Raw genomic sequence first — 13239 nt, forward strand, 5'->3', positions numbered from 1 at the left:
ATGAATATACTGAGTGTATACCCTAATTGTAGTCTTGGTGGTATGGCGACGGTTTATAAGAATAGGGTTTTATTTGATACGCCTGCAAAAAATACTTTTGTTTTTAGAAATGATGCAGGGGGACGAAATAGCTTTGAGCAATTGTCTGGTGTGGATGTAAAAATTGTTCGGGGAGATCGCCTGGCAAATTATGTCGCATATGCAGCAAAGATTTGTAGGTTTGATGAAATTAGGATTACCTCTTTGCCCAAATTGGTTAAATCAGCTTCGGAGTCGGGTGCGAAGAAAATCATCTATGAATTTCATACGTCTACGGAAAAAGTTATAGAGTCAGAAATTTCAGAGTGTGATTTGTCGCTGGTTTCAGAGTTTTGGGTACCTAGCGCATATTTAAAAGAAGTTGTCGTTCAACTGCTGCCATCTGAGTGCCATGGCAAGGTTAAAGTACGACCAAATATAGTTAATACAGATATATTTTCAAAAAAAGATAGTGTTGAAGATAATCGTGTATTTGATGGTATTCCCTTGCTGTGGGTGGGTAGGTTCGATAAAGGGAAAAACCCGAAGGATTTTTTAAGAATTTTAAAAATCCTGCCTTCTAAGTATCATGCTGTTTTTGTTGTAAGTCTTGAAGGGGATTCAGAGCGGACTGATGATTTCATTGCAGAAGCGTTTGCGCATGGAGTGGCCGGAAGACTTAAGCTCTTCATGAATTTGTCATCGGAGGAAATGGGACGCTTATGTCAGTCTATTAGGAGCCGTCATGGCGCCTATTGTAGTACGTCTTTAGGTGAATCATTTGGCTATAGCGTTGCTGAATGCTTGAGCGCCGGGCTCAAAGTTGTTGCTTATGATGTGGGCGCTATTGGTGAGTTTAGTGATCCTAATTTACATTTAGTTGATGTGGGCGACATGTTTGGGTTTGCTAATAAGATTAAAGAATTGTCGTGATTTCATGATTGGGTGATGGCTATGAACGCATGGGGCTCTTGGAAAAGTCAGATGGAAAAACGAGTTTCTAGAGAAGAGGATGGGGTTCCATGGTTCATTGAGAATAAAATTAAGTCTTATGATTTTGTAAAGGAAGTAGGTGTCAAAACTCCAGAGTTGTTTTATTTAATGAAAGAGCCGGAGGGCTTGTTGTCTGTGGAGTTACCTGAAAGGTTTATTTGTAAACCTGCGACACTGTCATCTTCCCAAGGTGTGTTGGTTTTGAGGAGGAAGGACAGTGGAGTTTACATAAATCAGAGAAATGGGAAGGAGTTGTCGTTAGCGGAAATTATTGCTTTGCAGAATAAGTTTCGGGATAAATCTATTTCTGAGTCTACTGAAGAGTATGGGTTAATTGTTGAGGAGTGGTTGGCTGGGGAGGGGCAGCCGCCAGATGAAATACCCTATGATTATAAGTTTTTTTGTTATGGGGATAGGGTGGTGTATGTTGCCCAATATGATAGAAATGCAAGAAAAAGTTCTGTTAATTGGTTTTTGCGGGAGTTCGAGTCAGAGGGTATGGACGGTCGGATTATCTGCAATTGGAAATACGTAAATAAAGGTATTGCAAAGATCCCTTCTTGTTCTAAAGATTTAGTTCAAATTGCAAGGAAGCTTTCAAGAAGGTTGAAGACTCCGTTCGTTCGGGTGGATATGTATGCTACTGTTGATGGGCCTGTTTTTGGGGAGTTTACGCTAACGCCCGGAGCGGCATATTACGGTGATATTTATCAGTATACGGATGAGTTTGATACTTATTGTGGCTTGCTTTGGCAAGCGGAGCGAATGAATATCGATCTTGATAAAAAATCTAAATGAAGATCAAGGGCCTCTGTGATGGACTGGGATGTTAAATAGACGCTACATTTTGCTGACGGTTGATACGGAGGCATTGCAAGGTCGAGCTTCAAGTGACCACATTCAGCGATTAGTCTGGGGGGAGCATGCTAGTGGCACAGCAGGTATTCGTGAAATGTGCCGGATTGGGGGTGAGTTTGGTGCTAAACACGTATTCTTTGTAGACCTTTGTGCCACTTGGGGAATGCAGGAGAGAATGTTGGATGTGGTGAGGTGGCTTGATCAGCAAGGCCAGGATGTGCAGTTGCATACTCACCCAGAAACGCTACCTAAAATTTTTTGGGAGCAGTTTGGGTTAAATTCTCGTCCTAGGATGATGAATGAATATCAGGATCAGGAGCGTGCAGAGTTTATTCTCCGACATTTTGGGGCGCTGATCTCCGATATCACTGGCAAGGCTATTTTGGCACATCGGGCTGGTTCATTCCGGTGGAACTCCCACACCGTGCGAGCTTTGCAGTCTGTTGGTGTTCCGCTATCTTTTAATCAGTCTATGCGGGCCGCTTTACTTGGCCGATGCCCTTTGGGTAGGGGAGACTGTCAGCCTTATAGATGGTCGAATGGGGTCATCGAAGTTCCTGTAACTGAGCGCTTCACTCCTGGTACACCAGATGTAAGGCCGGATCGTTGGTCGAGTCTGACTTATCCAGAGTCATCATATTTTCAACTTGGGTCGAGACCTACGACTTTTTGGAAAGATCCGTTATGGTCTATGCCTAAGGTATCCGTAGTGTTGATGCATTCCTGGTCTTTGCTGGACCTGGATGAAAACGGTCATTTCCAGTACACCAACGACCGCTTGCTGGAGGGCTACCGGCTTTTCATGCAACGAGTTGTTAAGGATTACGACGTGATCACCACAGCTGATTTTTTAGATCTGCAGGCGCGGGGTAAAATCCGTCTTTCGCGAACAGTTAACTTAGAGCAGGTAGAAACACAGGTATGAGGGATCGCTACGCAATGATTACGGTCGACACAGAGGCGCTGCCAAAGCGCGCCTCTGACGACCATGTTAATCGTCTGATCTGGGGGCGATTTCCAAAAGGTACAGCTGGTGTCGCCGAAATGTGCAAGATCGGTGACGAGTTCGGCGTCAAGCATGTGTTCTTTACGGACTTGTGCGGTGCCTACTCTCGGCTGGATGAGCTGAAAGAGGTTGTGCGCTGGCTGGATGAGCAAGGTCAGGATGTGCAACTGCACACTCATCCGGAGTACTTGCCCGACAGCTTCTGGAAAGAGCATGGCTTGTCGAACCGCCCGCAGTACATGAACCAGTACACAGAGCAGGCTCGTGCGGAGTTCGTGTTCAAGCATTTTGCAGGTTTGATGTCCGAGGTAACTGGCAAGCCGGTTCTGGCGCATCGTGCCGGTTCGTTCCGCTGGAATGCGGATACGATTCGTGCTCTGAAGGCAGTGGGTATTCCGTTGTCCTTCAATAATTCTGTATGTGCTGTCCATAACAAGCAATGCATTTACAGCAAGCCCACGAACAATCCTTTTGCTTGGTCTAACGGCGTGATCGAAGTGCCCATGACCGAGAAACGGATTCTAGGTAAGGTAGGCAAGCCAGAGTGGTGGGCTCGCCTTACTTACCCAGAGTCCAGCTATTTCCGCTTCCGCCCCTGGTGGGGGCAGTTGTTGTTGAATACGCTTAGCGGCAATCCGTCATTTGCGATTTTTTTGCTGCACTCCTGGTCCTTGCTGTTCTGGGACGAGAACGGCTTGGGTGAGTATCGTGACGATAGCCGCAAGGAGGGCTATCGCAAGTTGCTGGCCCGTCTGACTAAAGACTATGACGTGATTACGACGGCAGAGTTTCTGGATTTGAAGGCTCGCGGAAAAATTGTTGTGCCTGATACGGTGGACTTGTCGCTGGCAGAGCTGCAAGCAGAACCGGACAATAAAATTCAGAAAAAGGCCTGAGGGAAATGCTCTTTAAGTTATGGCGTGGGCTGTTGCGTGAGCCTTGGATGGCTCTGAGCCGGCGGTTGACCTTGTTTATGGTGCGTCGGCAAACCCGACGCGGTCAGCGTCGCGAGACCCCTTATGAGCCTGTGCCAGGACGTTTGCTGTATGTGCCGGCTAGCGCTTTGCCGTATCACATTAGTGGCTACACCACCCGTACCCACGAGATTATCCGCGCCATGCAGGCGGCCGGTGGCGATATCTGCGTGTTGACACGCCCAGGTTATCCATGGGATCGTAAAGACAGATTGGTAGATGCCGAGCAAGATGAAACCCTGGTGGATGGGGTGCGATATGCGCATGCTCGCAATCCCTCCAACAAGCGCCCCGTCATGCAGTTCGCCATAGAAGCCGCCGCTTCCATCGTACAGGAAGCCATCAAGCAACGCGTCGCCGTTATTCATGCCGCGTCCAACCACGTCAATGCCTTGCCGGCCTTGATCGCCGCACGTCAGTTAGGCATTCCGTTCCAATATGAAATGCGTGGCTTGTGGGAGTTGAGCCGGGCCTCCCGCATGCCAGAGTTCCGTGATTCTCAAGGTTTCAAGCAGGGCCTGGAACTGGAGGGTCTGGTTGCTAGCCAGGCAGACCGTTTGTTTGTGATTTCCGAGCAGTTGGGGCAGTACGCTCGCGAACACTGGAATGTTGATCCTGCACGTATGGGCCTGATGCCCAATTGTGTCGACCCCACTCGCTTTACTCCTGGCGCTGTTCAGGATGTGCAGCCCAACACGATTGTCTACGCTGGTTCCCTGATTGTTTATGAAGGGCTGGATGTCTTGATTGACGCCGTAGCGGATCTGGCAGGCCGTGGCAAGGATGTGACCCTGACCATTATTGGGGATGGGGAGGCGCGCGCTCCGCTGCAGGCTCAGGTGCAAAGTCTGGGTATGGAACGGCACGTGTTGTTTGCTGGTCGAGTCTCGCCTGAAGAGGCCCGCGCCTTGCAGGCCAAAGCCGTGCTGGTATGTATTCCTCGCCGCCCCTTTGAAGTGTGCCGTATCGTGCCTCCCATCAAACTGGTCGAGGCGATGGCGATGGGCAAACCTGTTCTGGTGCCGGATTTGCCGGTGTTTCAAGACGAAGTTGGGCCATGTCGCTCGGTACGCTTTTTTAAAGCGGGTAATGTGCAGGATCTGGCTCGTGTGTTGGAGGAGACTTTTCAGGCTGGTCCGGAAGTGTTGGCACAGGATGGTGCCTTGGCACGTGAAGAAGCCACGCAGCGTCGCAGCTGGGCTGACTTTGTGGTGCATGCTTTGCCGGCCGGGGCTAACTCATGATCGGTCGTGCAATCCGGGCTCTGGGCGCGCGCGTCTACACGCACCCAACCGTCAGCGAAGACGGCAAGCCTGCAGGGCAGTTTGGGCAATTGAAAGTGGCCTTGGTCTCGGACTACTTCACGGCAGATTGCCTGTCCGCCGAATGCTCTATCCGTATTCTGAACCCGCGCAATTACGAGGAGGTCATCTCCTCCTGGAAGCCTGATCTGCTTTTTGTGGAGTCCGTGTTTCATGGGCTGGGCGGCGCGTGGCGTTACGAGCTGGCCAAGCAGTCACGCCTTATCCGTTTGCGCACGCCTCGCACGATTTACAAGCTGGTGCAGTTCGCTAAGGATCAGGGTGTGCCCACGGTGTTCTGGAACAAGGACGACGGGGCGTACTTCGAGCACTTCATTGATGTGGCCAAGGCCTTTGATTATGTATTCACCACGGACAGCGATTGCCTGCCGCGTTATCGGGCCCGTTTGAGTCCTGATGTGCCTGTGAATACCTTGAGCATGCCGTATCAGCCTGCGTTTCATAGTTTCACGGGCTTTGATTTCACGCGCAAGGAAGGGTGTTTTACGGGCAGTTATTACCGCCGCATTCTCAGTGAGCGTCGGCGTTTTCTGGATATGATTTTCGGGGCCTGTGAAGATGCTCAAATGCATCTGAATGCCTACGACCGGAATCATGACAGATTGTCCCGTCATATCGAATTCCGTTTTCCTCGTTCGACCCATTTACAGGTGCACGGCCAGGTGCCGCACCGCGAGACGGGACGTATCTACAAAGAGCACGTGATGTGCCTGAACGTGAATTCGGTTACGGACTCGGACACCATGTGCTCGCGCCGCTTGCTGGAAATTCTGGCCAGTGGGGGCATTGCGGTGACTAACCCCGGTCGTGCGGTGGATCGTTATTTCCGTGATTTCTGCCATGTGGTGCATTCCCGTGAGCAGGCCAGTGAATTGTTTGCCCGTCTGCGCCAAGGTCCCTCCGCACAGGACTGCGAGCGTGCGGCGGCGGGGGCGGCTTATGTACGCCAGTTCCACACCTGGGAGCATCGCCTCCAGGAGTTGGCTGATGTGGTCGGCTTCTAGGGTGCGCTTGTTTCCATGATTGTGAACATTTTTGCGTACCTGATTCAGGCGCTGTTCTTGCTGGTTGTCGGGGCCTTTGCCCTGTACGTGATCCTGGAGTTGCGGGTACTGTTGATCTCGCGGCGCGTGGAGCGCCGCAAGTTAAGCGATCTGGTGCAGACGTCTGCCTCCTTGCAGCAGGACTGGTATCCCAAGGTCAGTGTTCTATTGCCGATTTATAACGAGGCGGCCGTTGTCGAGCGTCTGATTGATGCGGCTTGTCGCCTGGATTATCCGGTGTCCGCGCTGGAAATTCTGGTACTGGACGACTCAACGGACAAGACGGCGCTGTTGGCCCAGAACAAGGTGGATCAGTGTGCTCGGCAAGGTGTGCCTATTCGCCGCATTCAGCGTGCCGATCGTGCGGGCTACAAGGCCGGGAATCTGGTGCATGGCATTCAGCATTCCCAGGGCGAGTTTTTTGCGATCTTCGATGCGGACTTCTTGCCGCCAGCCGACTTCCTGCAGAAAACCATTCCGCCTTTCAAGGACGCGAAGCTGGGTTTTTTGCAGACGGGTATTGGCTATGAAAACCGTGACCACTCTTTCCTGACCCGCTTTCAGGCCATGGAAATGGGCCACCAGCAATATGTGACGGTGGGGCTGAGCGAAGACGGGGATATGGCTTCCTTAAGTGGCAGTTCCTGTGTCTGGCGACGCGCTTGTGTGGAAGCCCTGGGTGGCTGGAATGCCTCCACCATTACCGAGGACGTGGACCTGGGTTATCGGGCCCAGTTTGGTGACTGGAAGTACGCTTATTTGCGCGATGTGGTGTCCATGTCCACCTTGCCCGAGAACATCAGTGCGTTCCGTGTGCAGCGGGAGCGCTGGGGGCGAGGGCTGATTCATAGTGCCTTCAAGCACCTGGGGCAGATGTGGCAGCAGGACATGCCCTTGATGAAGCGCATGCATGCGTTTTCCATGATGTTTTCATCGGTCATGCTGGCCTCCATTTACGCCTTGATTTTGTTGAGCCTGCCGCTGAATTATTTGCTGGATTTTGACCACGTCGTCTTGCTTTGGGGCGCACCGCTGTTTTTCCTGCTGGTCGCTGTCTGGGCGTTGAATAATGCCTTTGGGGCTCGCAAGGGCGCGCGTTTCGATGACAGGCCGGGTGTCTTGGGGACCGTGTGGCATACCTACTTGTATGTCGCCATGTTTCCGCCCATGGCTTGGTATTATTTTGTCGGTGGCGTACGAGCCGCCTTCAAGGTTTACGGGGAATTTAACCGTACGCCCAAAGGCGAAGTCGAGAAGGCGGCAAGACAGCCTCGCATCAATCTGTATTTGCTGATCGGAGAAGTGTTTACCTTCCTGTATTCGGCACTGGCCTTGTATGTGGCCATACGCATGGGCAACTACTTGTTGGTTCCCTTGAATGCGACGGTGTGTGTAGGCTTTGGCATGGTTTTGTACTGGTCCTTTCAAGAAAGGAGAGCACGTGGGCGTAGCTGAACCAGCAGGGCAGGAACGGATTCTGATCACCGGAGCTACCAGTGCTATTGGTGGCGAGCTGGCGCTTTATTACGCCAAGCCCGGTACAGAGCTGACTTTGCATGGTCGCAATGCTGCGATTCTGGAGCCTTTGGCCCAGCGCTGCCGTCAGGCGGGCGCGCAAGTGCATACCCATCAGCTGGATTTGCGTGATCTGGATGCCTTGCATGGCTGGTTGTCACAATGCGCCGCGTTTGATCTTGTCATCGTGAATGCGGGCATGAATATCCATGTAGGTCCTAATGGCGAGCCAGAGGCTTGGGAAGATACCGAGCTGTTGCTGGATATCAATGTGAAGGCTTCGCTGCGAGTCGTGCAATCTGTGCTGCCTGCCATGCGCGCGAGAGGGCGCGGTCAGATTGCCTTGATGAGTTCCTTGGCCGCCTACTTCGGTTTGCCTACCACGCCGTCCTATAGCGCCAGTAAGGCGGCTGTCAAAGCTTATGGTGAGGGGCTGCGTGGCTGGTTGGCCCCGGAAGGGATCAAGGTCAATGTGGTAATGCCAGGCTACGTTAGCTCGCCCATGTGCGATGCCATGCCGGGCCCCAAGCCGTTCTTGTGGACCCCGCAACGAGCAGCCAAGCGTATTGCCCGTGACCTGAAAGCCAATAAAGCGCGCATCAGTTTTCCTTTCCCTTTGAACCTGGGCTGCTGGTTTCTGGCTGTGTTGCCTGCCCGCTTGTCCGTCTTTATTCTGAGCAAGATCGGTTATGACGCTTGAGCCGGGATTCTGGACTGCTATCCTGGCGGCCTTGTCGGGGCTGGCCCTGACAGTTGGGCTGGAGCGTTTCTTGCAGACGGCAGCCAGCTTGCGTCGTCCTGCGGCGGCCTGGGCTTTGCATGTTGGCCTGTATGGTTTGGCGTATGTCGTGCTGGTTTTCGTGTTGGGGCGGCCTATCTTTGCCACGGCCTTGCTGTGCGCATTTTTCCTGCTGCTGGTCGTGGTCAGCAATGCCAAGTTCAAGGCGTTGCGTGAAGCCTTTGTGTTTCAGGACTATGAGTATTTTACGGATGCGATCCGTCATCCTCGGCTCTACATTCCTTTTCTGGGATGGGGAAAGTTCTTCCTGGCGGCAGCGGGTTTTATTGCTGCTCTGACGATTGGCTTATGGCTGGAGGCTGTGCCCGCCTTGCGGGCTGCCTGGACAGGGCAATGGGGCGCTTTGGCTCTGCTCGCTGTGCTGAGTTTGAGTCTGCTGCTGTGGGGCAATAGGGCGTGCTTGATGGTGCAGATTGTACCGGAACAGGACGTGCAGGCCTTTGGGCTGTTAGCCAGCTTCTGGCGTTATTGGCAGCAAGGGCGGCAGCATCCTATCGTGTCTTCCCCCTTTGCCGATGTAACATCGCGAACTGACTCGGCTTTGCCAGAAGCAGGCTCCTTGGGGGGGCAGCCTCATTTGATCTCAGTGCAAAGCGAGTCGTTTTTTGATGCTCGTCGTATTTGGGATGGTATACGGCCTGAAATTTTGGCGGAGTTTGATCGTTTCAGGTCACAGGCCAGCGCAAGTGGCACTTTGCAGGTCCCAGCTTGGGGGGCCAATACGGTGCGCTCAGAGTTTTCTTTTTTAAGCGGTATTGAAAACAGTGCGTTGGGCGTACACCGCTTCAATCCTTATCGCGCTGTGTGTGCTGGTTGGTCCGTGGCTACCTTGGCCTCCTACTTGAAAAGCCAGGGCTATCGTACGATTTGCATCCACCCTTATCCGGCTAGTTTCTACCAACGCAATCGTGTCTTCCCACTATTTGGTTTTGAGGAGTTTCTGGATATCAAGGCTTTCGTTGATGTGGAGCGCACAGGTCCGTATATTGGCGATAGGGCCGTGGCTGATAAGGTTACCAGCGTGCTGGAGCAAGCTACAGGCCCAGTGTTTATCCATGTTATTACCATGGAAAATCATGGACCTTTGCATCTAGAAAAAGTAGCCCCAGGTGATGTGGAGAGCTTATATCGTCAGGCTCCACCAGAAGGCTGCGACGACTTGACGATTTATTTGCGCCATATTCGTAATGCAGACGCCATGCTGATGCGTTTGCGAGAGGCCTTGAGCGCCTTGGAGAGACCTGCCAGCCTGTGCTGGTATGGGGATCACGTGCCCATTATGCCCTCAGTCTATGCCGCGTTGGGAACGCCTTGTGGGGATGTAGACTACTTTATTTGGCGTTCTGAGGATCAATTGAGTGGATCGCCACATTGTGATGAGGCGATCCATGAGTTAGCAATAAGGTGGATGAGACTGAGTGGGTTACTTCATTAATGGATTTGATACTTCTCTTGTCTTTAGTGATTATGGTCAAGCAATAGGTAAAATAGGAATCTGCTCGAGTTTTAATTTGTATTTATAAGTTTTCTTTTTATTGAAGATGCCGTTTACCTCTAATAAACAGTTGAGGGTTGTTGCGTTATCGAATTTTTCTAAATTAATAGCGATTGTTTGAGATCTATTCAATGGTGTTGTTGTCTCATTTCCAATATCATCATATATTTTCCATGTTGCAATGAATGAGCTATAACCATGTGGTTGATAAGAGCAAATAAGGAGATTGTTTAATATGAAATGAAGTGGTTGCTGTTGTTCAAGTTGAACGGATGTTTGTAAGTCGATCCATAGGGGGGATTTGGCTGGCCGGGTTTGAATGCATTTGTATTTTAAAAAATGCTTGTTTGCAACGGTATCATTAATAGTTTCTAAAACTACAGGTTTAGTTGGCCCTGCATGGCCTTTGCCAAAGCTGCCAATGTGTATAAGACAGTTGTTGGTTAGAAAATTGTTGCTGTTGATTCTTTCGATATCAGAGTTAAGGAAATAATGATTCATGTGCTCAAAAATATGTGAGCTGTCATCATCATTAATAAAATAAGTGATTTTTCCTTTTTTTGGGACCAGCCTAGTTTCGTTTTTTATTTTTAGGGATTTGAGCGTTTCCTCTATATCTTTTTCATTTTTTATTTTAGATGATTCCACTTTAAAGCATGTGCTGATATACCGACGTACAGCCCATAGCTCGTATTTTGATAGTTTTATTTGTGGATTCCATGTAAATACAGATACGTTACTGCAGTCTATCACTTCCAGTGTGCGCAGTGCGGCAAATCCTCCCCCGCTTGCTCCTAATAATATCAGTCTACATTTGTATCGTTGCACAATGCCTTGTAAAAGATAAGCAATTTTTTCTATTAGGTCAGGTATGAACTGATTGCCTGCATACCAGGCGAGATTGAGGTTTTTGTCTAGATAAAGACTCGGGTCGGATATAGCGATGAATGGAACATCTTTTCTTAGCTGTTGGCATACTCCAGCGAATCCGAAAAAAGGCCCGGTCTTGTTTACTCTGTTGGGAATAGCTCCCGCAAATGCCACGATTATTTCTTGTAGTTGGTTAGCATTTTCTTGTGGAAAATTATTGATTAGCAGGTCAAGGGGGAGATTCTCATGCCCGATATTGATCGAGTACAATCCGTCCGGACCGAGGTGCTCCAATGCTAGGTCGATCGAGTTGAATTTATGGACAGGGACGCCAAACTGCTCGTAATTAGGGGCTTCGAAGATCATAGGAGTAGTTGAAAATCATACAGAGTGCGAGGGTAACATGAATTTTTGGTCCGAGTCACATCTATGTAGTGACTAAGTTCCTGTAGTATGTTTGTTTGGTTGACATAAAGTTGCATGTGTATGGATTTAAAGGAATATTATTAGTATTTTCACTTTCTGTTCTTTGGTGTAAAGCTATCGATTTTGCTTTTGGGTCGGGCTGGTAACATATTTATATTGATTTTCATAAAAAAATGAATGAAATAAAAACATATTCGTATAGAGGTTCAGACGAGTCCCTGGAATCAGATGAGCTTTATCAGGCAAAAATATATCGCTTTGGAAGTTTGTCCGAGGTTCCTTGGGTGGATTTTTCAAAAAATTATAATATTGTTGTTCGGATTATCATCTCTGACCCAACTTCAGATCTTCCTGTGGATATTTTATATATTCCTAGGGAAAGTAAACGATTGCTAGTAGGGTTTCATGGCGCAGAGGATAGGTCAAAAGCGAATTTGCCCAAGTTTCAGTTTGTGAAATCATTTCAGACGCAACGAAGTGAGTCTCTGGTTTTTGTTTCAGATTCTACGCTGCTTCAGTCGGATAAAATGGTGATTGGATGGATGTTTGGTACGCAACGCTCACACTTTGTTAGCAAGGTGGCAGAGGTTATTAATGCTCTAATTCAGGGGGCTGCCATAGAGCGTACTATGCTAGTTGGACATTCGGCAGGTGGGTTTTGTGCTGTGGCGGTGGGAGCTAGAATTGAGAATTCAAGGAGTATTTCCGTTAATGGGCAGACTGTAATTTTACGGCATCGGCCTTGGACTATTAATAGATTATGGAACACTATTTTCAATGGCGAGCCCAATCTTAAAGTTCTAGAAGCTGAATATTTAGATCGATTGGATCTGAGAGTTATTCTCGACAACAGAGTTAAAAACTCGAGCTTTTCTTTTTTTGCTCACGCAGATGACCCTTTGGTTATGAGTGATCACCCCCATTTTCCAGTTTTAGCTGATCATTATGGACTTGGGGCTAAGGGGGGGTAACTGATAATGGTGATGCGTTTGTTCTATGTCGGTGGGACCATGGGAATATTAGCCCTCATGCTCTTCCAGGTAGCGTTATCCCTTTTATCCAATTAGTGTGTGGTGAGGAACCGTTGAAAGACGTCAAGCCATCTGATGTGAGTGTTGCTTGGCATCAGTAGTTAGTGTTATGGATTCGGTGTTATTTTAAATCTTTTATTTCCTGATAAGATTTTTTTGAGATTTTTATAGTAGGAATGAGGTAATAGCTCAGCGGCGTTTTACGAGAGGAACTCACCATATTATGGTGGCATGAGCGTGCTATTGATTACTGGCGTGAAAGAGTAGGAAGCACGAAAACTCATGGTTTCGAAAGTTGTAACTTCGACAAAGTAGCCTAGGGTGGGAGTAGTGGTAGACTGATGCCGCTTTCCTGTGTTAAATGGCTTGAGGAGTCGTATAAGGTTGGGACTTATTGATCTAGTTGACCTGTCAAGAGTTTGGGTGACAACCGACGGTGTTGCTGTGCGACATTACTACTTTTAGTTTTGTTTAAAATCTGGAAAACTACACCTACTATCATATACTTACAAATAGTTCTGTTTTATCGCGGGCTTACCCTAAGTTTTTTGAAGTATGCTCTTCGTTCTGGAATTTGGAGAGTAAGAAAATGGCAACTCGTAATAATCACAGTAATCATGTCGTCCGTCTAAGTAAAAATGAAGAAATTGCGCTTGAGCTTGCTAAAGCTGCGGTACAGGGTGGTGCATTGCAACGCCTGAAAGCCGTTGAAAGTGTAGGCACTCGCGCACAGCACGATGCCATTTATTCGATTGGGCTTTACAAATCTATTTTAAAAAGACTAGAGAACGCCGAGCCTGAATCATAAGTTGTTGTATTGAAGCCCTTGCCGCCTGTTCTGGACGTCTGGAACCCAGTAATGGGTCAGGGGCTTATTGCAGATAGTAAG

12 protein-coding genes are annotated in these 13239 nt (G+C 49.1%); 11 read left to right on the forward strand and 1 reads right to left on the reverse strand.

Annotation, left to right across the window (positions count from 1 at the left end; all coding sequences use genetic code 11):
• The 9 genes from KOE80_RS02315 (at position 1) to KOE80_RS02355 (ending at position 9963) form a co-directional block, all read left to right on the forward strand.
• Complete coding sequence (locus tag KOE80_RS02315) at positions 1–951, forward strand: glycosyltransferase family 4 protein (protein ID WP_226348250.1); 951 nt, start codon at positions 1–3, stop codon at positions 949–951.
• 51 nt (positions 952–1002) lie between these two features.
• Positions 1003–1809, forward strand: coding sequence for an ATP-grasp fold amidoligase family protein (locus KOE80_RS02320; RefSeq protein ID WP_226348251.1), 807 nt, complete (start codon positions 1003–1005; stop codon positions 1807–1809).
• 28 nt (positions 1810–1837) lie between these two features.
• The gene (locus KOE80_RS02325) at positions 1838–2794 is read left to right on the forward strand and encodes a polysaccharide deacetylase (RefSeq protein ID WP_226348252.1); all 957 of its coding nucleotides are present in this window, start codon (positions 1838–1840) and stop codon (positions 2792–2794) included.
• Positions 2795–2913: 119 nt separating this feature from the next.
• Positions 2914–3771: a polysaccharide deacetylase gene (locus KOE80_RS02330; RefSeq protein WP_226348253.1), complete on the forward strand. Its 858-nt coding sequence runs from the start codon at positions 2914–2916 to the stop codon at positions 3769–3771.
• A 5-nt stretch (positions 3772–3776) separates the two neighbouring features.
• Positions 3777–5093, forward strand: a complete 1317-nt coding sequence (locus tag KOE80_RS02335) for a glycosyltransferase (protein ID WP_226348254.1) — start codon at positions 3777–3779, stop codon at positions 5091–5093.
• Positions 5090–6175: a glycosyltransferase gene (locus tag KOE80_RS02340; RefSeq protein WP_109089235.1), complete on the forward strand. Its 1086-nt coding sequence runs from the start codon at positions 5090–5092 to the stop codon at positions 6173–6175. The genes KOE80_RS02335 and KOE80_RS02340 overlap by 4 nt, the downstream gene beginning before the upstream one ends.
• 15 nt (positions 6176–6190) lie before the next feature.
• Entirely contained in the window at positions 6191–7669 is a 1479-nt protein-coding gene (locus tag KOE80_RS02345) for a glycosyltransferase (protein ID WP_226348255.1), read from the forward strand.
• Positions 7656–8429, forward strand: coding sequence for an SDR family NAD(P)-dependent oxidoreductase (locus KOE80_RS02350; RefSeq protein WP_226348256.1), 774 nt, complete (start codon positions 7656–7658; stop codon positions 8427–8429). Before KOE80_RS02345 ends, KOE80_RS02350 begins: the two co-directional genes overlap by 14 nt.
• Positions 8419–9963 (forward strand): LTA synthase family protein, encoded by a 1545-nt coding sequence (locus tag KOE80_RS02355; RefSeq protein WP_226348257.1) that lies wholly within the window; start codon positions 8419–8421, stop codon positions 9961–9963. Before KOE80_RS02350 ends, KOE80_RS02355 begins: the two co-directional genes overlap by 11 nt.
• 36 nt (positions 9964–9999) lie before the next feature.
• Here the strand turns inward: KOE80_RS02355 and KOE80_RS02360 are convergent, their stop codons facing one another.
• Positions 10000–11259, reverse strand: coding sequence for a hypothetical protein (locus tag KOE80_RS02360; RefSeq protein WP_226348258.1), 1260 nt, complete (start codon positions 11257–11259; stop codon positions 10000–10002).
• Positions 11260–11492: 233 nt separating this feature from the next.
• Between KOE80_RS02360 and KOE80_RS02365 the strand changes: the two genes are divergently transcribed.
• Together KOE80_RS02365 and KOE80_RS02370 are read left to right on the forward strand one after the other, a co-directional pair.
• On the forward strand, positions 11493–12290 hold the full coding sequence (locus KOE80_RS02365; protein WP_226348259.1) for a hypothetical protein: 798 nt from the start codon (positions 11493–11495) through the stop codon (positions 12288–12290).
• 649 nt (positions 12291–12939) lie between these two features.
• Positions 12940–13158: a hypothetical protein gene (locus KOE80_RS02370; RefSeq protein WP_226348260.1), complete on the forward strand. Its 219-nt coding sequence runs from the start codon at positions 12940–12942 to the stop codon at positions 13156–13158.
• Positions 13159–13239: the final 81 nt, after the last annotated feature.

It is taken from the genome of Alcaligenes sp. 13f, assembly GCF_020496585.1.
GTDB classification, from domain to species: domain Bacteria; phylum Pseudomonadota; class Gammaproteobacteria; order Burkholderiales; family Burkholderiaceae_B; genus Alcaligenes; species Alcaligenes phenolicus.